The sequence below is a fragment of the Rhodococcus opacus genome, assembly GCF_012396235.1.
Classification (GTDB): Bacteria; Actinomycetota; Actinomycetes; order Mycobacteriales; family Mycobacteriaceae; genus Rhodococcus_F; species Rhodococcus_F opacus.
Map to the genome: position 1 here is coordinate 139927 of NZ_JAAXPA010000004.1, position 25620 is coordinate 165546.

At 68.9% G+C, this 25620-nt stretch carries 10 protein-coding genes; 4 read left to right on the forward strand and 6 right to left on the reverse strand.

The window, feature by feature from the left end; translation table 11 throughout:
- The first annotated feature begins 14 nt into the window (after positions 1–14).
- Positions 15–731 carry a M50 family metallopeptidase gene (locus tag HGB39_RS06700; RefSeq protein ID WP_043789125.1) on the forward strand — a complete coding sequence of 239 codons (717 nt, stop codon included), beginning with the start codon at positions 15–17 and terminating at the stop codon, positions 729–731.
- On the opposite strand, the gene HGB39_RS06705 is transcribed toward HGB39_RS06700, so the two are convergent.
- Both HGB39_RS06705 and HGB39_RS06710 read right to left on the reverse strand, forming a co-directional pair.
- Positions 666–15386 (reverse strand): non-ribosomal peptide synthetase, encoded by a 14721-nt coding sequence (locus HGB39_RS06705; protein WP_081276471.1) that lies wholly within the window; start codon positions 15384–15386, stop codon positions 666–668. The two genes, HGB39_RS06700 and HGB39_RS06705, sit on opposite strands and share 66 nt — an antisense overlap.
- A 135-nt stretch (positions 15387–15521) precedes the next feature.
- The gene (locus HGB39_RS06710; RefSeq protein ID WP_005258770.1) at positions 15522–16529 is read right to left on the reverse strand and encodes an NAD(P)H-dependent glycerol-3-phosphate dehydrogenase; all 1008 of its coding nucleotides are present in this window, start codon (positions 16527–16529) and stop codon (positions 15522–15524) included.
- A gap of 106 nt (positions 16530–16635) precedes the next feature.
- Here HGB39_RS06710 and HGB39_RS06715 point away from each other — a divergent pair, with 106 nt between their 5' ends.
- On the forward strand, positions 16636–17307 hold the full coding sequence (locus tag HGB39_RS06715; protein ID WP_037204413.1) for an Rv1157c family protein: 672 nt from the start codon (positions 16636–16638) through the stop codon (positions 17305–17307).
- A gap of 8 nt (positions 17308–17315) precedes the next feature.
- Here HGB39_RS06715 and HGB39_RS06720 read toward each other — a convergent pair whose 3' ends face one another.
- The gene (locus HGB39_RS06720; RefSeq protein WP_064080054.1) at positions 17316–18632 is read right to left on the reverse strand and encodes an HNH endonuclease; all 1317 of its coding nucleotides are present in this window, start codon (positions 18630–18632) and stop codon (positions 17316–17318) included.
- Positions 18633–18730: 98 nt separating this feature from the next.
- Positions 18731–18862 (reverse strand): hypothetical protein, encoded by a 132-nt coding sequence (locus tag HGB39_RS39530; protein WP_259465681.1) that lies wholly within the window; start codon positions 18860–18862, stop codon positions 18731–18733.
- A 382-nt stretch (positions 18863–19244) separates the two neighbouring features.
- On the opposite strand from HGB39_RS39530, the gene HGB39_RS06730 reads away from it, so the two are divergent.
- Positions 19245–19889: a dihydrofolate reductase family protein gene (locus tag HGB39_RS06730; protein WP_005562293.1), complete on the forward strand. Its 645-nt coding sequence runs from the start codon at positions 19245–19247 to the stop codon at positions 19887–19889.
- A gap of 31 nt (positions 19890–19920) precedes the next feature.
- On the opposite strand, the gene HGB39_RS06735 is transcribed toward HGB39_RS06730, so the two are convergent.
- The gene (locus tag HGB39_RS06735; RefSeq protein WP_005562294.1) at positions 19921–20757 is read right to left on the reverse strand and encodes a class I SAM-dependent methyltransferase; all 837 of its coding nucleotides are present in this window, start codon (positions 20755–20757) and stop codon (positions 19921–19923) included.
- A gap of 103 nt (positions 20758–20860) precedes the next feature.
- The gene (locus HGB39_RS06740; protein ID WP_043787649.1) at positions 20861–23563 is read right to left on the reverse strand and encodes a helix-turn-helix transcriptional regulator; all 2703 of its coding nucleotides are present in this window, start codon (positions 23561–23563) and stop codon (positions 20861–20863) included.
- A gap of 122 nt (positions 23564–23685) precedes the next feature.
- Between HGB39_RS06740 and HGB39_RS06745 the strand changes: the two genes are divergently transcribed.
- The gene (locus HGB39_RS06745) at positions 23686–25620 is read left to right on the forward strand and encodes a 2-oxoacid:acceptor oxidoreductase subunit alpha (RefSeq protein WP_005562297.1); all 1935 of its coding nucleotides are present in this window, start codon (positions 23686–23688) and stop codon (positions 25618–25620) included.

Genomic DNA, 25620 nt, shown 5'->3' on the forward strand with positions numbered 1-25620 from the left:
TACACTCGGCGCCGATGAATGGAATTGAATCGCTGTGGGAGCGCATGAGCGCCGTCAGCCCCGCGCCGGCTCCCTGGATCGTTCAGGTCACGGCGGTGGTGGCGGTGATACTCGTCCTCGAACCGCACGCCTGGCGAGTCACCCGCAACGTGGTGACCATCGTGCACGAGGGCGCACATCTGGTGGTCGCCCTGCTGTTCGGTCGAACGCTGAAGGGGGTGCGGCTGCACTCGGACACATCGGGTGTGGCGATCTCGTCCGGTAAACCGACCGGGCTCGGTGTGGTCCTCATGACGTTCGCCGGATACGTGGGTCCTGCCGTTCTGGGGCTCGGCGCGGCCCGGGTGCTGGGTACCCAGCACGCGGTCGCGGTGCTGTGGATCGGTGTCGTCGCTCTCGCGGCCATGCTGATCCTCGTCCGGAACCTGTACGGGTTGTTCTCCCTCACGGTGGTCGGGGCGCTGCTGTTCGGACTCGTGTGGTTCGGGACGCAGGACCAGCAGGTGGCCGCGGCGTATCTGATCACCCTGTTCATGCTCGTCGCCGCGCCGCGCCCGGTCCTCGAACTGCAGCGGCAACGGGCCCGCGGCGCGGCCCCGGAGTCGGATGCGGATCAGCTGGCGCGACTCACCCGCGTGCCCGGCATCGTCTGGGTGGGTCTGTCCCTACTCGTGACGCTGGGCTGTCTCGCGCTGGGTGGCTGGTGGATTCTCCGTCCCGTCGGTGGCTGACGCGCCCGCGAGGTATTCGGCCAGGATCGGTCCGATGACGGCCAGCGCTTCCGGGTCGGTCATCCGCGCGTGAGGGCGGTCGACTGTGTGCGCGATGACGTCCCCGTCGATCCACGGCCGCCACGTCGTACTCGCCGGCACGGGCTGGGATCCGTCCCCGGCCGCGCCGAAGAACACCAGGCTCCCGTCGAAGTGTCCAGGAACGAAGTCGGCGGCAGCGTCGACGACGTCGACGTAGTCCTCGTACAACCGGGTCAGCTGCTCCGGCCCGAGCTGCTCCGACGCCCCACCGCCGAATTCCGTAAGCAGTTCCGGCAGTGTCGGCGCCGGGGTGTCCCGCTCCGCCGACGCGTAGCTGTCGATCATCGCGAGCACACGCACCTCCTCGCCGAGCGACCGCAGCTCGACGGCCATCGCGTGCGCGATCACGCCACCCACCGAGTACCCGAGCAGGTGGTACGGCCCCCGCGGTTGAACACGGCGAATCTCCTCCACATATCGATGGGCCCGCTCTGTGATCGACGAAAACCGTTCGCCGGGCACGGTCACGGCGGGGGACTGCACACCCCAGACGGGGCGGTCGGGGCCGAGATGCGCACTCAATCCCGCATAACACCAGGCCAACCCGACGGCCGGATGGATGCAGAACAGCGGCTCGCGTCCGCCGTCAGGATGCAGCGGCAGCAGCACCTCGAGCCCGGTGGAGGTGTCGGAGGCCGCGGCGAAACTCGACGAGATTCGCGCGGCGATGCTCTCCGCGGTCGCGTCGGCGAAGAACCATTCGAGCCGGACCTCGACCCGAGTCGTGGCGTGCAGTCGTGACGCAGCCCTGGTCGCGGACAGTGAGTTGCCGCCCAGTTCGAAGAAATTGTCGTCCAGCCCCACCAGACCTGTGCCGAGAATGTCCGCGAACACCGCGGTGACCAGTTTCTCGGTGCGGGTCGTCGGGGGGCGGAACCGCTGCGCCCGTGGCACACCCGGATCCGGAAGCGCCCGTCGATCCAGCTTGCCGTGGGGTGTGGACGGTAGCGCCCCCAGCACCACGATCTGGTTGGGCACCATGTACCGGGGCAGTCGCTGCGCCAGTTCCGCCGACACGGCGCGGGTATCCACCACCATGTCCGGCCGCGGCACGACGTAGCCGACCAGCCGGACGCCGGTGCCGGCTGATTCGTACACGGCCGCCGCGGACTGCGCGACGGCGGCATCGCGTCGCAGTGCCGTCTCGATCTCCTCCAGTTCGACGCGCTGACCGCGGATCTTCACCTGGAGATCGCGCCGGCCGAGGTAGTCGATCGTGCCGTCTCGGCGACGACTCACCACGTCGCCGGTCCGGTACATCCGTTGACCGGGCGGTCCCCACGGATTGGCCGGGAATCGGGAGGCCGTCACCCCCGGTTGTCCGAGATAGCCGCGCGCCAACTGGGCACCCGCCAGGTAGAGCTCGCCCGGAACGCCGACGGGCACCGGATGCAGCCGCGAATCCAGCACGAGCACGCCGACGCCGTTCTGCGGCACACCGATCGGAACGGTCGCGTCCACGTTGCCGACGACCGTGCGGGTCACGGCGACCGCCGTCTCGGTCGGGCCGTACTCGTTGTACAGCGTCGCGTCCGGGCACCGCGCGTGGAAACTGTGTGCCGTGCCGGGCGGCAGGACCTCGCCACCACACGACACCTGCCGCAGTGACGTCAGGTCCGCGTCGGGGATCGCCAGGATCTCGGCCAGCATGAGGGGAAGGAAGTATGCTGCGGTCACCCGGTGCCGTCCGACCAGCTCGGCGAGATGCCGCGGGTCGCGGTGGCCGTCCGGTCGAGCGATCACCAGCCGCGCACCGGCGATCAGCGGCCACCAGAATTCGCGGACCGAGGCGTCGAACGTGTACTGCAACTTGAGCATCACCGTGTCGTCCGCGCCGAGCGGATCGGTGTCCTGACGCCAACTCAGGAAGCTCACGACGGCCGCATGGGTCACGACGACACCCTTGGGGGTACCCGTCGATCCCGACGTGTGGATCACGTACGCGGGGTTCTGCGCTCGCAGGGGCGCGATCCGGTCCAGATCGGAGATCGGCGACGGATCGATACCGGAGAGGTCCAGTCGGTCGACGACGACCAGTTGTGTCTCCGTGGGCAGCACGTCGGAGAGGTCGAACCGGTCGCGCTCGGTGGTGAGGACGACGCGTGTGTCCGAGGACCGGATGATCTGGGCATTGCGCTGTGCGGGCTGATCGGGGTCGATCGGCACGTACGCCCCTCCTGTTTTCGATACGGCATACATTCCGACGAGGAGGTCGACCGAGCGGCGAATCGCCAGTCCCACCATGGACTCCGGGCCGACGCCGGCGCCGATCAGGTGGCGGGCCAGTCGATTCACGTGCTCGTCGAGTTCACGGTAGGTGAGCGCACGATCTCCGGAGACGACGGCGATCGCGTCCGGCGAACTGGCGACCTGCCGCGCGAACAGATCGACGAGGGTCTCCCCGGAGGACGGCACAGCGGTGGGGACATCCGGGTCCGGATCGAGAAGGGCGAGGTCGCCGACGGCCGTATCCGGTTGTGCGACGGCCTCGCTCAACGTCCGGATGAAGCGTTCGCCGATGTTCGCGACGGTGTGGTGGTCGAACAGATCGGTGGCGTACGTGAACACCGCCGCACGCCGGGTGCGTTCCGTCGACGGGTCCGGATCGGCGGTCACGGTGAGTTGCAGGTCGAATCGGGCCGACCGGGTAGGGGGAGTCATCGCCGACACCCGCAGTCCGGGGAGGGTGAGCGCGGTGTGGTCGAGGTTCTGGAACGCCAGGGCCACCTGGAACAGCGGATTGCGTGCGCGTGACCGGGCGGGATCGAGGACCTCGACCACGGTCTCGAACGGAACGGTGGAGTGCGCGAACGCGTCCAGGTCGTCCTCCCGCACGCGGCCGAGCAGTTCCGCGAAGCTTTCCGCGGGGATCACCTCGGTGCGCAGGACCAGGTTGTTGACGAACATGCCCACCAGGTCGTCGAGGGCCTGGTCCCCGCGTCCCGCGACGGGGGTGCCGATCACGATGTCGGTGGATCCGCCGAGCCTCGCGAGGAGCACCGCGAATACCGCGTGCACGACCATGAACGGGGTGACGGCTAGGGCTGAAGCGGTGTGCTCGACCGCACGGTAGAGCACGTCGTCGAGCGCGAACTCGACTGTGCCGCCGCGGTGCGACGCGATCGCGGGATGTGGCCGGTCGGCGGGGAGGGACAGCTGTTCCGGCGCACCCGACAACGTGTCCTTCCAGTACGACAGTTGCTGCGCGGCAACGGATTGTGGATCGTCGCGGTCGCCCAGTAGTTCGTGCTGCCACAGGGTGTAGTCCGTGTACTGGACGGGAAGTTCGGCCCACCGCGGCGCCTCGCCCGAAACCCGCGCCTCGTAGGCGGTCATCACGTCGCGGACGAGCAGCGGCACCGAGAACCCGTCCGCGCTGATGTGATGGACCATGACGGCGAGCACCCACTCGTCGGGGGCGAGGGCGAACAGCCGGGCACGGATCGGCGGTTCGGCGCCCAGGGCGAAACCCTTCGACGCGAACGTCGCAACCCGCGCGGCGACGTCACCGCGGGACACGGGTGTCGGACTGAGAGTGGGAGCGGCCCGCGACACCGGGACCACCTGCTGGTACGCGACACCGTCACTGTCGGGGTAGAGGGTGCGCAGCGGTTCGTGACGGCCCATCACGTCCGCGACGGCCGCGGTGAGGGCGGCGACGTCGAGTGTTCCGGTGAGCCGCAACGCCATCGGGATGTTGTATTCGGGGGAGCCGGGGGCGAGGCGGGCGAGGAACCACAATCGTTGCTGCGCCGGCGACAGCGGCACGCGGGCCGGGCGCGGACGCACGGTCAGGGCGACGCGCGTCGCGCCGCCGGTCTGCTCGTTGACGGCCACAGCGAGCGCGGAGACGGTCGGCGAGTCGAACACTGCACGTACCGGCACCGTCGTCTCCAGTGCGGCACCGATCCGGGACGCAACGCGCGTGGCGGACAGGGAACTGCCGCCCAGGGCGAAGAAGTTTTCGTCCCGCCCCACGAGGTCGAGTCCGAGCACCTCGGCGAACGCTGTCGCCACCACCCGTTCGGCGGGCGTGTGCGGGGCCTCGAACTCGGTTGCCGCGGGAACGGGGTCGGGCAGCGCCGAGCGGTCCAGTTTCCCGTTGACGGTGAGCGGGACGGCGTCCACCACGACCACGATCGCGGGCACCAGCGGGGTCGGCAGGCGCGTCGCCGCGTAGCGGATCAGCTGATCCGGATCGACCGTCTCGTTCCGAGCCGGCAGCACGTACGACACGAGAACCTCGACGCCGTCCCGGAGTTCACGCACATCCGTCGCCGCGAATCTCACGGCCTGATGGGTGAGGAGGGTGGCGTCGATCTCGCCGAGTTCGATTCGGACGCCGCGTAGTTCGATCTGCGAGTCGTTGCGGTACAGATACTCGATCGACCCGTCGCGACGCCGACGACCCACATCGCCCGTCCGGTACATCCGCTCCCCGGCTGTGCCGAACGGGGAGGCGACGAAGCGTGCGGCGGTCAGCGCGGGCCTGCGATGGTAGCCGCGGGCGACACCCGGCCCGCAGATGTAGAGTTCGCCGGCCACTCCCGTCGGAACCGGGTGCAGCCGCGAATCCAGCAGGAGTACGGCGGCGCCGCGGACCGGGCGGCCGATGGTGACCGGCCCGCCGGCCGCCAAGGGATCACTGATACTCGTCATGACCGTCGTCTCGGTCGGACCGTATCCGTTGAACATCTGCGCCTGCTCGGCCCACACCGCCGCGAGTTCCGGCGGGCAGGGTTCGCCGCCCACCACGACGACCCGCAGGTCGTGCAGGCCGCGCGGGTCGACCGTCGCCAGAACCGTCGGTGTGGTGAACACGTGGCTGACCCGCTCGCGGGCCAGCAGGTCCGTGAGTTGGTTCTCGCCCTGGACCATCGGTGGTGCGAGCACCATGCAGGCGCCCGCACCGAGCGCGAGCAGTATCTCCAGCACCGCGCCGTCGAAGCTGGGAGACGAAGCGTGCAGCGTGCGGGACGACGCCGTCACCGAATACCGATCCCGCTGTTCCGCGGTGAAGTCGGCGAGACCGGTGTGGGTCACCACCACCCCCTTGGGGTTTCCCGTCGAACCGGACGTGTAGATCACGTACGCAGGATGGCGCGCATCCAGCGGCCGAGCACGGTCGGCATCGGTGACCGGGTCCGAAGACCAACCGCGACATTCGGTTCGGAAGCCCGGGTCGTCGAGCACCAACCAGTCCGTACCGTCCGGCAGGGCCTCGCGGTCCGCAACGGTGGTCAGCCCGAGGGCGGCGCCGGAGTCGTCCATCAGATACCGGACCCGCGCGGCGGGGTAGCGCGGGTCGACGGGCACGAACGCGGCACCCGTCTTCGCGACGGCCCACACGGAGACGACGGACAGGACGGACCGCGGCAGACCGAGCGCCACGAGTGCCTCGGGGCCCACCCCGCGCCGCATCAGGGCGCGGGCGAGCCGATTCGACTCAGCGTCGAGTTCTCGATACGTCATCGACCGGCCGTCCGCCGTCAGCGCCGACCCTCCCGGATTCTGCCGGACGGCGGCGGACATCAGGTCGGGCAGTGTGCGTTGCGGCAACGACGGCGGTCCGTCGTGCCGCGCCTGCTGCTCCGCGGGGTCCCGCACGTCGATGTCGCCGACCACGATGGACGGGTGTGCGAGCGCCGCCCGCAGAATGCGCCGGAACCGGTCCGCGAATCCCGCGACCGTGGCGTCGTCGAACAGATCGGTGGCGTACGTGAAGACGCACGACAGTGGTCCCGGGCCGCCTGCGTCGTCGACCGATTCGGTGACGGTGAGCTGGAGGTCGAATTTCGCGGTGTGCGTCGCGATCTCGACGATCTCGGCGGACACCTCCGGCAGGTCGATCACGACCGGCGCCGTGTTGTGATAGGCGAGCGCAAGCTGGAACAGCGGATTGCGACTGCGGGACCGAGCGGGTGCGACCGCCTCCACGACCTCCTCGAACGAGACGTCCGCGTGGGCGTACGCGGCGAGATCGACGTTCCGCACGTGGGTGAGTGTGTCGGCGAACGTGGTGTGCAGCGGGACATCTGTCCGTAGCACCAGTGTGTTGACGAACATTCCGACGAGGTCGTCGAGTGCGCGGGGCCCGCGTCCCGCGATCGGCGCGCCGACGACGATGTCCGACGTGTCGCCGAGCCTGGCCGCGAGGACGGCCAGCGCCGCGTGCACCACCATGAACGGAGTGGCGTCGTGCGTCCGCGCGAGAGCACGAATCCGCAGATGAATCTCGGCGTCGATGGTGAACTCGGCGTTCGCGCCGCGGTGCGTCGCGACGGGCGGGCGGGCACGGTCGAACGGCAGGGGGAGTAACTCGGGCAGTCCGGACAGTGTCTGCGTCCAATACGCCAGGCCCCGCTGCCCGTCCTGCAGTTCACGCTGCCAGGTGGCGTAGTCGGCGTAGCGGACGGGCAGTGGCGTCCAGCCCGGGGAGTCGCCCTCCGCCCGGGCGCGATACGCCGCCATCACATCCCGGGCGAGTGGTCCCAGCGAGAACCCGTCCGCACTGATGTGATGGACGACGAGAGTCAGCACCCACTCGTCGGCGTTCACCGCGAGAAGCTCGGTGCGAACCGGGGGTTCGGCGGTGAGGTCGAACCCCGCCGACAGCAGGTCGCGGACCCGGGCGATCGGGTCCGTCGTCCTCCGGACCGTGCACGCCGGCACGGCGGAGGCGGGGAGAACGTGCTGGCAGGGGATCCCGTCGTGTTCGGGATACACGGTGCGCAGGGGTTCGTGTCGTTCGATCACGTCACCCACCGCCGCACACAGAGCCGATTCGTCGAGCGTGCCGGTGAGGCGGAGCACGACGGGAATGCTGTCGGTGGCCGAGCGTCCGTCGAGCCGGTTCAGGAACCACACACGCTGTTGCGCGAGGGACAGCGGAACGTGGGCGGTCGGGGCGCGGCGGACCAGGGGCGTCCGCTCGACCGCGTGCGTTCGTTTCGGGAGATACTCCGACAGTTCCGCGACCGTCGGGTGGTCGAACAGTTCGCGGATGCCGACGGAGGTTCCCAGCGCCGCTCCGACGCGGGCGACGGCCTGCGCCGCGGTCAGCGAGTTTCCGCCCGCCGCAAAGAAGTTGTCGTTCCGGCCCACCCGGCCGGTGCCGGTGACCTCCGCGAACACGAACGCGACCACGTCCTCGGTGGGGGTGGCGGGCGGATCGGAGGCAGACTGCGCGGGCGCCGGTTCCGGTAGGGCGGCGCGATCCAGCTTCCCACTGGTGGTGAGGGGCAGCGCCGGGAGCGGGACGACGGCGGAGGGAATCATGTAGGCCGGGAGCAGACCGGTGAGACGGTCGACGATCCGGCCTTCGTCCGGCGGCACACCGTCCGCGGGCACGACGTAGGCGATCAGCCGGTCTCCCGCTTCCGGGTCGCGGTGCACCGTGACCGCCGCGTGTGTCACCGCCGGGTCGGACGTGAGTGCGGACTCGATCTCGCCGGGTTCGATGCGTTGGCCGCGGAGTTTGATCTGGAAGTCGCTGCGGCCGAGATACTCGAGCCGGCCCGACTCGTTCCACCGCACCACGTCGCCGGTGCGGTACATCCGGCCGCCCGTTCCGCCGACGGGATCGGCGACGAAGCGTTCGGCGGTCAGATCGGGGCGTCCGGCATACCCCCGCGCCAAGTACCCACCGGCAAGGTACAACTCGCCCCTCGTCCCGACCGGCACCGGTCGGAGCCGGCTGTCGAGTACATACGTACGTATGTTGTGAATGGGGCGGCCGATGGCGACCGCGGTGCCGAACTCGTTGCCGTCGACCGACTCCGAGGTCGCCGCCGCCGCCTCGCACGGGCCGTACCAGTTGTACAGCGCGGCGGCGCCGCGTTCCCTGAATCGTGATGCCGTCGCCGCGGACAGGGGCTCTCCGGCCGAGTACACGCGGCGCAGCGTCGAGGGCGCCCGCGGCCCGCACTGCTCCAGGAAGGCATCGAGCATCGACGGTACGACGTGGAGAGTGGTGATCGACTCCTGCTCGATGATGCGCGCGAGGTAGCGGGGGTCGCGGTGTCCGTCGGGTGCGGCGATCACCACCCGCGCACCGGTGTGCAAGGGCCACAGCAGCTCCCACGCGGAAATGTCGAAGGTGAGCGGGGTCTTGTGCAGTACCGCATCGGAACCGTCGAGCGGCGTCAGTGTCTGCGCCCAGCGGAACTGGTTCACCATCATCTCGTGGGTCACCGTCACGCCCTTGGGCCGGCCGGTGGAACCGGACGTGTAGACGACGTATGCGGCGTTCGCCGGATGCAGTGCTGCGCGTCGTTCGGAATCCGTGATCGGTCGGGGGTTGTATCCAGTGACGTCGAGCACGTCGAGATCCACGACGGCGACTCCGTCGGGGACCGTGCGATTCCGGCAACCGGACGTGAGGACCAGTGTTGGTGCGGCCGAGTCGATGACGAGTGCGGTGCGTTCGAGCGGCTGCTCGGGGTCGACGGGCACGTAGGCGCCGCCGGCCTTCAGCACCGCGTGCAGCGCGACGAGAAGCTCGATCGAGCGGGGAGCCGCGACACCGACGACGGCTTCCGGTCCGACTCCCTTCGCTACGAGATACCGGGCGAGCCGGTTCGCCCGTGCGTCGAACTCCGCGTACGTCAGTCGATCCCGGCCGAAGACCACCGCCACGCCGCCGGGGGAGCGCTCGACCTGTGCGTCGAACACGTCCACCAGGGTCTGCGAGGGCACCGGGGCGTCCGTCGCGTTCCAGGTGCGCAGAACCCGCTCGCGCTCCTGCTCGCCGAGGAGATCGAGCCTGCCGAGGACGACGTGCGGATCCCTGCCGATGCACTCGAGGACGCGGCCGGCCCGCGCGAGCATGGCCGCCCCGTCGTACCGGCGTGACCGGCACTTCACTGTCAGCCGCAGGGTCCGGGACACCGTCGCCGCCAGCGTCACGGCGTAGTGCGAGGCATCGTGTGCGCGGACCCCGTCCAGGGTGAGTCCGTCGACGGGTTCCGGCAGCGCGCTGCGGTCCACGGGGTACGACTCGAACGCGACCAGCGTGTCGAACAGCGGCGCCACGCCGACTGCCTGCTGGATGTCCGCCAGGCCCAGATGGTGATGGTCCAGGAGGCGCACGTGGTCGGCCTGCAGGCGGGTGAGCAGCATGGCGGTGTCGGTATCGGGGTCCAGCGGGATCCGCACGGGCACGGTGTTGACGAACAATCCCACCGCACTCTCCACCCCGGCGACGTCCGCGGGCCTGCCGGAGACGGTCGCGCCGATCACGACGTCGTCCCGGGTGGTCGCCTGCCCGAGGACAATTCCCCAGGCCGCCTGCACGATCGCGCTCAGCGTGACGCCGAGCTCGGTCGCGCGGGCCGTCAGCTTTCGGGTGTCCTCCTCGCTCAGCTCCAGCACCGTCTCCGACGTGGTGGGGGTGGGTTCGGCCGGCGCGGCGGGCTCGGTGATGCCGTCGAGAGCCACGGCCCACGCCCGCGCCGAGGCCTCGGTGTCCCTCGCTGCCAGCCATTCCAGGAAGTCGCGGTATGGGCTCGAATCCGGCGGCTCGGTGCGGACGTCGCCGCGTTGGTAGGCGGTGAAGATCTCGCGCACCAGCAACGGCATCGACCAGCCGTCCAGCACGATGTGGTGAGCGGTGATCGCCAGTTCGGCGCGGTTCGGCCCTCGCGACAGCAGGGTGAACCGAATCAGCGGCGGGGCGGACATGTCGAAGCGAGCGGTGCGGTCGCCCTGCAGGATCTCCTCGGCAACCTCGCCCGTGTCGCCGTCCGTGAGCTCGACCTGCCGCCACCGCAACGGCACGTCGTCGAGCACGAGTTGCACCGGGACACCGCGACTGTCGCGCACGAACGCGGTGCGCAGGTTCGCGTGCCCCGCGAGGACGGCGATGCATGCGCGCCGGAGTCGATCCTGATCGAGGTGTCCGGACAGGGTCAGGACCACCTGCATCGCATACGGGTCGGCGTCCGCGCCCGCGAGAGCCGCGTGGAACAGCAGGCCCGACTGCAACGGCGTCAGCGGCCACACGTCGAGCAGACCCGGCCGGTCCCGCTCCCACTCGACGATGTCGTTCGGGTCCACGGCGACGAGCGGCAGATCGGACGGGGTGAGCCCACCGGCGTGCGGAGAACGCGCCACCGCGGCGAGGGCTGTCAACGCCTGCTCCCACAAATCGGCCAGCGCCTGCACATCCTCGGACGCGATCGCGCCTGTCGGGTATGCGAAGGTGGCGTCGAGGACGCCGTGGGTGGTGAACGCGGTGATCTCGATCAGCGCGGTGACCGGCATCGACGGTTCCGCCGACGAGAACACGGCGGTGCCCTCCCGCACCGGGCGCCACTCGCGTTCGGTATCCGCGGTATCGAGACGACCGAGGTAGTTGAAGGCGACCTGGCCGATGCCGTCTCCCGGAAGCCGCAGCAGCCCGTAGCCGATGCCCTTGTCGGGCACCGCACGCAATTGTTCCTTGACGGACTTGATCACAGTGCTCGCGGAGCGCCCGCCCGCGAACGCCTCGTCCAGATCGACGTCCCCGAGGTCGAGGCGGATCGGGAAGATGCTGGTGAACCACCCGACTGTGCGGGAGAGATCGGCGCCGTGGAGCACCGCTTCCTCGCGGCCGTGCCCCTCGAGCCGGATCACCGGCGCGGTGGCCGGTCGTCCCCGCCGGCGCTGCCACTGCGCGAGGGCGAGGGAGAGCGCGGTGAGCAGTGCGTCGTTGACCTCGCACCGGAAGGCGGCCGTGAGGTCGGTCAGCAACGAGTGCGTGACGGCTGCAGTTACTTCCGTGTGGACCCGATCCACGGTGGAATTCACGTCACGCCGCGCGTCGAGTGGGCGGGTGCCGAGCGGCGGATCCTCGCCGGCAGTCATGGTGCGCCAGAACGACAGCTCGGACAACCGGCCCGGCCGCTGCGCCTCCTCGATCAGGCCGTGCGACCACCGGCGCAGGGAGGTGCCGATCGGTGCGAGAGTGGGCGGTACCCCCGCCGTTACCTGCGCCCACGCTGCGGCGAGATCACCGATCAGGATTCGCCACGAGACCCCGTCGATCACCAGGTGATGGGCGACGAGGAGGAGCCGCCCGCGGCGGGTGGTGTCGCCTGGTCCGGGGTCGAGCCACACGCATTGCATCATCACGCCCGCAGTAGGATTCAACCGGCGGATCGCGGCTTCGTGTTCGTCCCTCGTTCGCTGCGCCGGGTCGGCGTCGGCGGGCAGCGGAACCCGCAGGATCGTGTCCTCCGGCAGCGGTGCGCCTGCCGGGCTTACGGTGAGAAACGCCGTCCCGTCCGAACCGCGCACGAGGTGCGCCCGCAGTGCGTCGTGCCGATCGATGACGGCACCGATCACCGTGCGCAACCTCTCCGCGTCCATGCCCCGTGGCAGTTCCACCACCACGGCCTGTGCGTACCGGTCGACGACGCCGGCCCGGTCGAACAGGAATCGGGCGGCCGGGGTGAGCGGCATGTCGCCGACCCCGCCGTCGGGGAGTTCCTCGAGCACCGATCTGCCGACGTCGTTTCCGGCGACTTGGCCGAGACGGGCGATCGTTCGCTGCTCGAACACGTCACGCGGAGTGAACGAGATTCCCGCACTCCGTGCCCGGGAGGCCAAAAGGATCGCCATGATGCTGTCGCCGCCGAGCGCGAAGAACGACTCGTCCACACCGAAATCGGACGTCCCGAGGATGTCGGCGTAGAGGGTGTGGAGTGTGCGTTCGCGCTCACTGCCGGGGGCGGTCCGGGAACGTGACCGGAGGCCGTGCTCGGGGAGAGCAGTGCGGTCCAGCTTGCCAGACGGGGTCAGCGGAATGTGGGAGAGCACGACGACGGCGGCCGGCACGAGATGCGGGGGCAGTGCGGCGGCGAGGAACGACAGCAGCTCCTGCTCGGTCGCGGTGTCGGCGCCCACCACGTACGACACGAGCTGATCGCCGGCCGCCTGCGAGCGAATCACGGTGACGGCGAATCGCACCGCCGGATGCCGGAGGAGTGTCGCGTCGATCTCGCCCGGCTCGACGCGCAGGCCCCGGATGTTCACCTGTTCGTCGCTGCGTCCGAAATATTCGAGATCGTGGTCGCGGGTCCAGCGGACCGTATCGCCGGTGCGGTACACGCGGGTGCCCGGTGGTCCGTACGGGTCGGCGACGAACCGTTCCGACGTCTGCCGGGCGTTGCGGTGGTACCCGCGGGCCAGGGCGGTCCCCGCGACGTACAGTTCGCCGACCACACCGACGGGGACCGGACGGAGCCGTTGGTCGAGGACCACGGCCCTCGTGCCGTGGATCGGCCGGCCGATGGTGACCGGTCCGGACTCGGCGAGAGGCTCGCTGACGGTCGCCATGACGGTGGTCTCGGCCGGACCGTACGCGTCGATCATCCGGCATCGGGACGCCCACCGAGACAACAGTTCCGGTGGACACGTCTCACCGGCGACGACGAGTGTGCGCAGCAGCAGACCTCCGACCTCGCCGGGTTCCATCGACGCCAGGACCGACGGGGTGATCACCGCGTGGGTGACGTGTTCGGTGGTCATCAGCTGCGCCAATGGGGATCCAGCGAACACCGCGGGCGGGGCGATGACGAGAGCAGCGCCGGAGCCGAACGCCATCAGCATCTCGAAGACGGAGGCGTCGAAGCTCGGCGACGCGACATGCAGAACCCTCGCCGCACTGTCGAGGTCGAGTCGGGTGCGTTGCGCGGAGACCAGATTGGCGAGCCCGCGGTGCGTGACCACGACTCCCTTGGGGACGCCGGTCGATCCGGACGTGTAGACGAGGTAGGCGGCGTCGTCGAGTCGTATTGCCGGCGTGGGGAAATCGTGGACGTTCGAGCTGCCTGCCTCGTCGAGCAGTAGCCACTCGATGCTGCCCGGCAATGTGGTTGCGTACTCCGCGGACGTCAACCCGACTGCCGCGTGGGAGTCGTCGAGCATGTGCCGAACACGGGGGACCGGGTAGTTCGGATCCACCGGAAGGAAGGCGGCCCCCGTTTTGGCGACGGCCCAGACCGCGCAAACGTAGTCGGAGGACCGGGGCAGAGCCACCGCGACGATGTCGCCGGACCCGACGCCGGACCGTGCCAGCGTCGCAGCGATCCGATCCGATCGCCCGTCGAGTTCGCGGTAGCTGATCGTGCGGCCGGCGCTGACGACGGCAGGCGCGTCCGGATGCTGTGCGGCGGCGCGGAACACGTCGGCGAGCGTGACCGGGACGCTGTCGGGCGGTCCGGGGAAGGGGACCAACGCCGCGGTTTCGTTCTCCGTGAGGACCGGGAGTTCCCCGATCGGGTGGGCGGCATCGGCGTCGAGGAAGTGCCGGAAGTACCGCAGGAATCTCGTGTGGTGCCCCTCGAGTTCGTCCTGCGAATACAGTCGCGGGTTCGCCTTGAAGTCGAGGTGCACACGTCCGCGGGGACCGTACCGGTACAGGTTCACCAGGAGGTCTTCGATCGGACCCGAAGACAGCACATGCAGTTGGCTCCGCAGCGAACCGAGTTCCAACTCCTCGGGGAACAGCATGATGTTGACGGCGGGGCCGAACAGTCGCGGCCCGGACAGCGCGCTTTCCCGGTCTGCGCGGATGTCCTCGTGCCGGTACCGCTGATGCCGCAGGGCACCCGACATCACGAGGCGCGTGCGGGACACCAGATCGCCGATGGTCGCCGTCCCCGCGGACGTGATGCGCAGCGGCACCACGTTGGACACCATGCCGCCGGACCGGCGCAGCGCCGCCGTCGTGCGGGCCGACACCGGGAGACTGAGCGTGACGTCGTCCTCGCCGGTCATTCGCGCCAGATAGCCCGCGACCGCGCAGACGGTAAGCGTCGCAGGATTGACTCCGTGCGCTGCCGCGCACTTCTCGAGCTGGTCGACGACCTCGGTGGTCAACGTTCCGTCGACGTCCCGGGAACCGGCGGTCGCAGGCGCGGAGCCGCGCGCGAGGGTGCTCGCGCGGGTGACACCGCGCATCGTCTCGGTCCAGTACTCCCGGTCGGACTCCCGGCGGGCGGAGTTGCGGTAGTCGGTCTCGAGTTCGTGGATGCGCCGAAGACCGACGGGCTTGCTCGCGGGTGGTGGCAGTCCGTGCACCGCGGCGGTGTAGAGCGCGGCGATCCGGTAGAGCATCGTGACGGACCCGAAACCGTCCATCGCGATGTGGTGGGCGCGCGAATACCAGAAGTAGTGGTCGTGTCCGACGTGGAGAAGGAACGAGACGGTCAGGCGGTCACGCTGGACGTCGATCGGATCGGCGGTCTCGGTGCGCATCCACGCGTGCGCCGCCGCCTCGGGGTCCGGCGTGTCCCGGAAGTCGAGGTAGCCAACGGGAGCGTCCAGGCTCGGTTCCACCCATTGCAGCGGTTGCCCGTCGACCTCGGAGATCTGCAGGAAGAACGACTCGAACTCGGCGGCGGCTCGGACACACGCAGAAGTCAGGACGCTCCGGTCGAGATCGCCGTGGATGTCGACGTACTGGGCGACCGACACCGGAACCGTGGGGTCGACGTGCTGCGCGAGCCACATCCCCGTTTGCGCGGGTGACAGGGGGAACGCGCGCGCCGACGAGTCTCCGGGACCAACCGAGGTCGGTGAACTCATCGCTGACTTCTCTCACGCATACGTCCCCGCACGACGCTGCTTGCTGGGGTGCCTCCATTCAGGAGTCTGCCCCAGTTTTCTAGGAGATTGCTTAGAAACGTCTAGATAGTGCTACTGCCGGTTGCAGTTGTGCGGTCACGCCACCTCATCCTCTCCGCCGGCAGCGACTTTCCGCAGGCCGCGGTAGGCGCCCTCCGGCGTCTGCCGTCCCGCGACCACTGCCTCGACCTCGGCGGCGATGGGCATGTCCACGTTGAAGTCGCGGGCCAGTTCCATCACGGTGGGGGCGGTCTTCACACCCTCGGCCACCTGCCCCAGCTTGGCGACGGCCTCGTCGACCGTCATGCCGCGGGCAATGAACTCGCCCACCCGCCGGTTGCGCGAACTCGGGCTCATACAGGTGGCGATCAGATCTCCGACCCCGGTGAGTCCCGCGAACGTCCGCGGGTTCGCGCCCATCGCCTCACCCAGCCGGGTCATCTCGGCCAACCCGCGCGCCAGGACCATCGCGCGCGTGTTGTCGCCGACGTCCAGTCCGTCGGCCATGCCCGAAGCGATGGCCACGATGTTCTTCAGCACACCGCCGAGTTCGCAGCCCAGCACATCGGTGTTCCGGTACACACGGAACACGGCGGACGCGAACAACGGCTGCAACGCCGTGGCCACCCGGACGTCCTGAGTGGCGACGACCGACGCCGCGGCGAGCCCGTCGACGATCTCCCGCGCAATGTTCGGGCCCGCCAGAAGCCCGACCGGATGCCCGGGCAGGCACTCGGCGATCACCTCGGTGGGTCGTAGCCGCGTTCCCGGCTCCAGCCCCTTCGCCAGCGACAACACCGGCACCCACGCCCGCACCTCGTTGGCGATCTGAGCAAGAGTGCTGCGGACCGCGTGCGACGGCACCCCGACCACGAGAACGTCGGCTTCCTGCGCCGCCTCCACCAGGTCGGCTGTGGAGCGCATGGAGTCGGGGAGTGGGCGGTCGCCGAGATACCGAGAGTTGCGGTGCTCGTTGTTGATCTCGTCGGCCGTGTCCGAGTTTCGCGCCCACAGCAGGGTCGGTGTGTTGTGGGCGGCGAGACCTGCCACCGTCGTTCCCCACGACCCGGCGCCGAGCACGACGACGCGTACCGGGCGGGCCATTACCGATCACCCATCGTGTTGATGCTGTCCATGACATCCAGCCTGGCACTTGCCGGGCGTTCACGAAGCTGATTCGGCAAGTCCCTGCGGCCGCTAGCATCCATTCATGCGTGGACGAATTGCGGGACTTGCAGCGTGTGTCGGTGTGCTCGCCTCCATGGCAGTCGGTGAAGCGCACGCTGCGCCTCCGACGCCGCTCGGCGACATGGCGGCAGTGCGAGCCGCCCTCCAGTCGGCCGCCATGCCGATCAGCACCCGCACCGCGCAGTCGATCACGACCACCATCGAGCGCATCGCCGCCGGTACACCGCGATACAACTACTTCCCCCGATCGGTTCATCTCGTCGAGGGCACAGCTCAGCCGTTCCTGTACGACACCACCGCTGCGGACTGCCTCCCTGCCGGTTTCGGAGAGCAAAACGATTCGGTCGGTATCGCGCGAGCGATAGCCGGCCCCGCCGTCGACGAGAACCTGCCTGTCCCTGTCATTCCGCCGGGGAAGGTCAACGTCTTCTTCAGCGGGATGAACACGGCAATGTCGTCGCCGCTGCAGGCCGACCTCGTCGAGGTCGCCTGGCTGAACCTCACCACCATGCAGTCGGGGCGAGCGCCGCTGTATCAGGAGCGACCGGCCGATTACATCGTCACGCTGTCCAACACCCTCGAGACAGGCAGGGGCACAATCGTGTTCGTCGTCTTCGGGAGCATCCTCGACAACACCAGCCGAGCATTGCCGCCGTGTGATTACGCCCCGGTGGTCGGCGTCGTCCAGGCTTGATCGCGCTGTCATGACGCTCGGAGGTGTGCGATCAGCACGGCTTCGACCTCCGACTGTCGTGCCGCGGTCGGGAGCGGCGGGGCCGCCGACCGGTAGTGGTGCCCGGTCGGGGTGCCGAGGTCGATGAGGTGGGTGCGGCCGGGGTTGTGCACCGGTCGGGCCGTCCAGCCTGGTGCTTCCTTCGCGTAGTTGCAGGCCTCGCACAGCCCGGACCCGTTTCGCGCGGTGGTCTTACCCAATTTCCTGCGGGAGCGGATGTGATCGTGGTGCCGGATCGGCGCATCGCACCACGGCGTACGACACGTCCGATCCCGCAGGTCGATCAGCTTCCGCAGGCTTTTCGGGAACGTGCGGGACTGCGACTCCATCGCCGTCAGCGCCCCCGAGTGCGGACAGGAGTACACCCGCCGTAGCGATGTCTCGGTGTCACGATCGACGGCGTCGGCCACCAGTTGCCGAGCGATACCGGCCGGCACCGGCCCGAACCCGTGGAGCTGCGCGGCCTCGTGCCCGCCGGCCGGCAACGTCTCGTCCGAGAGCACCAGATTCACCGCCACCGGCACACCCGACGCCACTGACGCTCCGGTGCCGCGCTCGAACAACAGATCCACCATCAGCTGATTGCGGGTGCGACCACCACTGTCCCCGGTCGCGATGAGACTGTTCGCATCCCGGCCCAGGGTCGCCTGCAGACACACGGCCTGCTCCACGGGCATCAGCACGCTCAGATAGGCCATCGAATCCGGCGCTGGGCGGGTCGTGACCCGACGCTCGGACACTGCCTTGCGATGCCGCCGCACCACGGACGCGGCGTCGAGTTCCACCGCCAACGCCTTCGCCCGTGCGATCAGCCCGCGGTCACCGACTCCGTCGAGAATGGCTGGATCCGAGCACAACCGGCGGTCCACGATGCCCCGATCGGCAGCCGACAGGCACGCTGTTTCCCGCACCAACAGGGTGGCCCGCCATTCGTTCAACCGCCCGGTCTGCAACATGGCCAGGGTGTGCGGCATCTCGTGCACCAGAGCCTGCGCGAACCCCAGATGTCGCCCGCCGCGGTTCGGGGATTCCCGGCGCGCCAACGCAATCTGCGACGCGATACCCCGGTCCCACTCCGCCCGTGGCAACTCTCGAGCCCTGCGGTCCGCACGGATACTCGTCGCGACGTCGTCGGTGATCACCGCCTGCACCGCACACCCGACCGATTTCAAAGTCTCGATCGCATCGAGCAGATCTATGCCCAGTCCCGGATCTCCACTTGCCGCCTCGGCGCATTGCAGTCGCGCCGTGAATGTGCGCAATTCCTCGAGAAGTACTGCCCCCACAACCAACCTCCCCCAAGGTCAATCGAATACATGTTCGACTCTAGCAGCGAAGTCCCGACCGGGCAATGCCCGAATCGCAGGCTGGGTACCGGTGCCGCTCAGCGAAGGCCGACATGTCCCGCCAGCCGTCCCCGCGGGCCGGTGCAGTCGAACCGGAGCCAACGGTCGGGCTCGGCCTCCACGTCGACGGCGGCGTCCTCCCCGACCATCATCCCGAGGTCGACCGGCACCACCCGCCCCGTCAGCGGCTCGCGGCGGACACGCGAGCAGGTCCTCGGCCAGCACCTCGTCACCCGGGCCTGCGCGCCACGTCAGCGGTTGACGACCGACAGGTGCCAGCAGCCGAGCGACCTTGGACGACTCGATGTCCACCGGCTCCGCTATGGGCCCACCGATCGACCCCGCCATCTCGGCCCCGTCTCCGTGGCGGTGACCACCTGTCCATCGGCAAGGGTGATTCCCCGAAGATGGCGTGCGGGCCGCGGCGCTGTCAGGTTGCAGCCTCAGAGTACGGCTCGAGGGAATACGATTTTCAACGTTCTGCGATGAGTTCGGCCATCTCTTCAGGTCTGTCTATTTGTATCCCGCACCCGGTTATTGGAGGAATCGCCCATGCCCCGCACCCGGATCCACAATATGAATATCTCCCTCGACGGCTACGCCGCCGGCGAGCACGTGACGTTCGACGCCCCGATCGGCGGTGCCGAACGGCTATTCGATTGGTTCGATGGACGCGTCATCCACGGGGTCGACCGGGTAGACGCCCCAATCACCCTGGACCGCGCCGTGATCAGCCTGTGGAGCCAGGGCATCGGCGCGGAGATCATGGGCCGTCGCAAGTTCGGCCCCCAAACCGGCGAGTGGCCCGACGACGGGTGGCGGGGCTGGTGGGGCGACGAACCGCCATTTCACACACCGGTGTTCGTCATGAGCCACTACCCATACCCCAGCATCGACTTTCCCAACGGAACCAGCTTCCACTTCGTGGACGCGCCACCCCATGAGGTTCTGCGCATGGCCCAGGAAGCTGCCGACGGTCGGGACGTCCGTATAGGCGGAGGACCCTCGACCGTGCGGCAGTTTCTGCAGGCCGACTTGATCGACTTCATGCACCTGGTGATCGTGCCCATCACCCTCGGGCGCGGTGTCTCCCTCTGGGAGGGCTTGGCCGGCATCGAAGACCGCTTCACAGTCGAGACCGTCACCTCCCCCAGTGGGCTTACCCACCAGTTCTGGAACAAGAACGGCCACGACTGATCCCGGTGGCTGTTGCGACCTCCGTCCGCAATTACCACTTCCGCGCGGTGAGTAGGAGGTATTCCCAGTTCATCACGGTGCTGCCGGTGCCGTGGTCGAAACGACGTGCGAGATCGGCGAGTTCGTGATCCAGTGCGGCGACCCGGGCGGGGTCGTCGGCGATGTTCCGGTACACCGCGATGGTTGGACCGTAGCGGGTCTTGAAGTAGTCGCGGAAGTCCTCCGGCGACCGGAATTGATCGATGCGCACGGTGTGCCGGGTTGCCACGATGTCGGTGATGCGGTGGCCGAACAGCGCCCGGACGTGTTCCTCGCGACCCCACAGTGGCGGGGGCTGTGCGCCCGGAGGGGGCGGGGGTGCATACGGTTTCATCGTTGCGAACATCTGGCCGATGAAACCCTCAGGGGTCCAGCTGAGTAGACCGATCGTCCCTCCCGGCCGGCAGACGCGGACGAGTTCGTCGGCGCTGGCCTGATGGTGCGGCGCGAACATGACACCGACGCAGGACATCACGGTGTCGAACTCGTTGTCGGCGAACGGCATCGCCTCGGCGTCGGCCTCGCGCCACTCCACCTCGGCTCCGAGTTCGGCGGCCCGGCGGCGGCCGGCGTCGAACAGTTCGGGGGTGAGGTCACCGGCCACGACGCTCGCACCGGACATCGCCGCAGGGATGGCGGCGTTGCCGGAGCCTGCCGCGACGTCGAGAACACGGTCACCGGGCCTGACCCGGCTCGCCCGGACCAGGGCGGGGCCGAGGCCGGCGATGATGTCGGTGGCCAGGGTGGGGTAGTCGCCGAGAGCCCACATGGCGCGGTGTTTGTTCTTCAGGTCGCGGTCGGCTCGCACTGCGTCGATCGTGTCATCCATCTCGGTACTCCGGTGGGTCGGCTGCATCGGTCGAGATCCAGCCTGGCCGGATGGTGCTGCCCGGAACAGGCACCCTCGGGGTAGGTTCCCGCCACCCCGAACGTCACTCCTGGTCGCGGAACTGCGCCGCGAGTTCGCTGCGCGAGCGGATGCCGAGCTTCGCGTAGACCCGGGTCAGGTGGTACTGCACGGTCTTGACGGACAGGAACAGCTCGCCCGCCGCCTCCTTGTTGCTGGCTCCGCCGGCGACGAGTTCGGTCACGGCCCGTTCCTGCGGAGTCAGTTCCTCGAGCGTGAACCGGCTGCGTTTGAGGTTGAGGCCGCCGGCCTTGAGTTCGCGGTCGCACCGCTGCACGTAGGAGGTGGCTCCGAGCGCGAAATATCCCTCCCGGGCGGCCTGCATGACGGCGTCCGCTTCGCGCCGCTTACCTGCCCGGCGCAGGGTCTGGCCGTACGCGAAGTTCACGCGGGCGCGGTCGTAGGGGAGGGGAAGGGTGTCGAGGTGCGTCAAGGCCGTCTCGAACACGTCCCGGGCGGCATCGATGTCGCCACGCGCGCCTGCGACTCGACCGCGGGCGTAACCGAGACGAGCCATCGCCGATCGGTGCCCGCGCTCGGCGGCGCGTTCCTCGTGCGGGGTGAGGAAGGTGTCCGCGTCGTCGACGCGACCGGCCATCACGAGAGCGTTCGCGTAGACGTCGGGCCACTGCCAGAAGCCCGGCTCGTCGATGCCCTCGCGGGGCTGCAGGCGGGTGAGAGGCTCGAGCGCCCTGATCACTGCGGCGTAGTCGGCCTGCACCTCGGCGCATTGGGCGCGTGCCAGTGAGGACGGAATGAACATCATCGGGTAGTCGTGCGAACTCGCCGCCGCGAGACGGAGGTGCTCGTGCGCAGCGGGCCAGTTTCCGCGCAGCGCGTGTGTCTGCGCGCCGGTCCAGTGCACCAGGGGCCGGACGAGGTCGAGCGCGGCGTCCTCGAGTTGGTGTGCCGCACGGTCGACAGTTGCGATCGCGCCGCTCCAGTCGCCGAGGGCGAATTGCGTTCGCGCCAGCCAGGCCTGCGCCCACAGCGAGATGCGGGTCGAGCCCATCCGGAAGGCCGTGGGGACTGCGCTCTCCAGTTCCTGACGCGCCGATTCGGGATCGTCCAGCGCCAGGTCGAGCCAACCCCTGGCCATGTCGAAGCGCTGGGACTGGGCACCGAGAGCGATCTTTGCGGACAGCGTGTCGTAGGCGGCCCGTGCCTCCACGATCTGACCCGTGGCAGCGAGTCCGAGTCCCATGATCGCCGCGGATTCGACGGCCGACGGATCCCCCGGATCGACGAGAGCCACGGCCCGGCTGGCCCATTCGACGAGGTCCGGTCCGTGCCAGCGCACGAGCGAGTCCAGGACGCGGCGCTGGCAGATCAGCGCGGCGGTCGCCGGATCGGTGTCCGGGTCGCATGCGGTCCACGACTGGGTGAGCAGCAGATCGGCCTCCGCGGGTCGTCCCCGGAGGATTGCGAGGTAGCCGAGTACGGCGTCGCGTAACGGACTTTCGGGGAAGCTCTCGATCTCCGGCGCGAACGCCAAAGCCTGGGGAAGGTTGCTGGCACCGACGAGAGCGTCGACGGCCCGGATGAGGCGTTGTTCGCGTTCGCCGCGGTCCACGGTGAGGCGGCTCGACTTGATCAATGCGTCCGCGACGGCCGACCACGCCCCGACGGTCGCCCGCTGCGCAGAATAGGTGTCCAGTTCGTCCGCGAGCGCGGGGTCGGCGAACGGCGCGGCCGCGGCGCGATGGTCCAGTCGCCTGCCCTCGTCCTCGACGATCTGCGCGGCATGATCGTGCAGGTCACGGAGCCGGATCGGCCCGAGGCTGCGGTAGACGGCGGCCCGGGTCAGCGGCGACGGGAAGGTCAGCACGGTGACGCCGCGATGCTCACCGACGGTGAGGAGGCCCGCCCGATGGATTTCGTCGAGCGCTTCCACCGGGTGCTCGATGCCCGCGAGCGCGGCGGCGTCGGCGAATCGGGGATCCCCGGCGAGTACGGCCGCCGATTCGACGAGTGCCCGGGCAGGCGCTGAGCACGCGGACAGTTGTGACTGCACTTTCGCGGCGAACGTGCGGGGTACCGGGAGCACTGGCTGCCACTGGCTCCACGCGCTCGGGTCGACTTCCTGCAGAAGTTGCGTGAGGTGCCGTGGATTCCCTGCCGTGTGCTGAACGAGCTGGTGCGCCACCGGGGCCGGAAGGTCGAGGTGCGCAAGGGTATTCGCAAGTCTGCGGGTGTCGGACGCATCGAGCGGACGGACCTGGATTCGATGCCGGCGATGCCGGTCGAGGAGGTCGAGGACGTCCGCGGGAACACCCTCAGGAGGTTCCGAGTTCGTGACGAAGACGATCATTGCCGGTCGGTCCAGCAGATGCACGGCGGAGGTCAGAGCCTGCAATGAGGTGAGGTCTGCCCACTGCGCATCGTCGAGCACGAAGACGAACGGAACGTCACCGGCAGGCGGATCCACTGCAGCGACGAGTTCGCGGGCGACGTCGAGGGGGTCTTCCGACGTCACGGCCGCCCCGAGGAGCTGTTCGGCGACGCCGAAGGGATGGCCCGACGCCCACGGGGCGCAGACGGCGGAGAACGCGGGCAGGTCGGGATGCGCCGCGAGGAAGTGTTCCACCAAGGTGGTCTTGCCGATGCCCGGCACGCCTTCGACGACCACGACGACGGGCGCGTTCTCGCCCGCCTCACGCAGGATCGACTCTAGTTCGGCGAGTTCGCGGGAACGCCCGACGAGCTCGATGTTCCCTGGATCCCTCACACCACTCACCGTATCGCGACGCCTGATTTCGGCGTGTTCCTGGCGAAAACTGGGAACGCTTGTACCGTGAGGTTAGAAGCTGCTGGTCAGAACGACTACGAGTCGAGGGATTCGGTGCATCCATGACGACGGAGGCGAACTCCACGAAGTTGGAGCGAGTGGCGATCCGCTTTGCCGGAGACTCCGGCGACGGTATGCAGTTGACCGGCGACCGGTTCACGTCCGAGGCGGCGGCGTTCGGCAACGACCTCGCCACCCAGCCCAACTTTCCCGCCGAGATCCGGGCGCCTCAGGGCACGCTACCCGGTGTGTCGTCGTTCCAGATCCAGATCGCGGACTACGACATCCTCACAGCCGGCGACCGCCCGGACGTCCTGGTCGCCATGAACCCGGCGGCGTTGAAGGCGAACCTGGCCGATCTGCCGCGCGGCGGCATGATCATCGTGAACACGGACGAGTTCACCAAGCGGAATCTTGCGAAGGTCGGATACGCCACGAGCCCCCTCGACGACGACTCCCTCGAGGACTACGTGGTGCATCCGGTGGCGATGTCGACGTTGACGGTCGGCGCGGTCGAACCCGCCGGACTGAGTCGGAAGGACGGCGAGCGGGCGAAGAACATGTTCGCGCTCGGACTGCTGTCGTGGATGTACAACCGCCCCACCCACAGCATCGAGCGGTTCCTGGAGACCAAGTTCGCAGCGAAACCGCAGATCGCGGAGGGCAATCTGCTCGCGTTCAAGGCCGGGTGGAATTACGGGGAGACGACGGAGAGTTTCGCGACCACCTACGAGGTGTCCGCGGCGACGCTCCCACCGGCCACGTACCGCCAGGTCACCGGGAACACGGCCCTGGCCTACGGGGTGGTGACCGCGGGACGGCTGGCGTCGCGGGACGTCTTCCTCGGCACCTATCCGATTACGCCGGCGTCGGACATCCTGCACGAGCTGAGCAAGCACCGGAATCTCGGCGTCACCACGTTCCAGGCCGAGGACGAGATCGCCGGAATCGGCGCGGCGCTGGGCGCGTCGATCGGGGGTGCGCTCGGCGTGACGAGCACGTCCGGACCCGGACTGGCGCTGAAGAGCGAAGCCATCGGGCTGGCGGTGATGACGGAGGTCCCGCTGCTCGTCATCGACGTCCAGCGCGGTGGCCCGTCCACCGGGCTCCCGACGAAGACCGAGCAGTCGGACCTGTTGCAGGCGATGTACGGACGAAACGGCGAGTCGCCGGTCGCGGTGATCGCACCGCGCTCACCCGCGGACTGCTTCGATGCCGCGGTCGAGGCCGCCCGGATCGCGTTCACATACCGCACACCGGTGTTGTTGCTGTCGGACGGCGCCATCGCGAACGGCAGCGAACCGTGGGCCATCCCGGACGTGTCCGAACTGGACCGGATCGACCCCGGCTGCGACACGGCGCCACCGGTGGACGGCGAATTCGCGCCGTACGCCCGCGACCGGGAGACGCTCGCCCGTGCCATGGCGATACCGGGAACGCGGGGGCTCGAACACCGCATCGGCGGACTCGAGAAGGCCGACGGCAGCGGCGACATCTCCTACGATCCCGCCAACCACGACCTCATGGTGCGGTTGCGCCAGGCCAAGATCGACGGAATCGCCGTTCCCGACGCGGTCGTCGACGACCCCTCGGGTGAGGCCGACCTGCTGCTGGTCGGGTGGGGCAGCTCGTACGGACCCATCGGTGAGGCCTGCCGACGTGCTCGCCGTGAGGGCAAGAAGGTGGCCCACGTGCACGTGCGCAACATCAACCCACTGCCCGCCAATCTCGGTGCGGTGCTGCGCAGCTACGGGACCGTCGTCGCACCGGAGATGAACCTGGGCCAGCTCGCGATGATCCTCCGTTCGAGGTTCCTCGTCGACGTGCAATCGGTGACCAAGGTGCGGGGGCTCGCCTTCCTCGGCGACGAACTGCACGAGGTGATCGACTCCGCGCTGGCCGGAACGTTGCGTGAGCACGAGCTCGCGAAGACCTCCGACGCGCTCGCGTCGGCGACCTACCGATCGACCGGACCCCGGCAGGAGGAATCGGCGTGA

Excerpts from the sequence above, each read along its gene's own strand:
- HGB39_RS06715 (WP_037204413.1), top strand. The coding sequence starts at position 16,636 with ATGCGTGGACGAATTGCGGGACTTGCAGCGTGTGTCGGTGTGCTCGCC.
- HGB39_RS06710 (WP_005258770.1), bottom strand. The coding sequence starts at position 16,529 with ATGGCCCGCCCGGTACGCGTCGTCGTGCTCGGCGCCGGGTCGTGGGGA.
- HGB39_RS06745 (WP_005562297.1), top strand. The coding sequence starts at position 23,686 with ATGACGACGGAGGCGAACTCCACGAAGTTGGAGCGAGTGGCGATCCGC.
- HGB39_RS06730 (WP_005562293.1), top strand. The coding sequence starts at position 19,245 with ATGCCCCGCACCCGGATCCACAATATGAATATCTCCCTCGACGGCTAC.
- HGB39_RS06700 (WP_043789125.1), top strand. The coding sequence starts at position 15 with ATGAATGGAATTGAATCGCTGTGGGAGCGCATGAGCGCCGTCAGCCCC.
- HGB39_RS06735 (WP_005562294.1), bottom strand. The coding sequence starts at position 20,757 with ATGGATGACACGATCGACGCAGTGCGAGCCGACCGCGACCTGAAGAAC.
- HGB39_RS06705 (WP_081276471.1), bottom strand. The coding sequence starts at position 15,386 with ATGAGTTCACCGACCTCGGTTGGTCCCGGAGACTCGTCGGCGCGCGCG.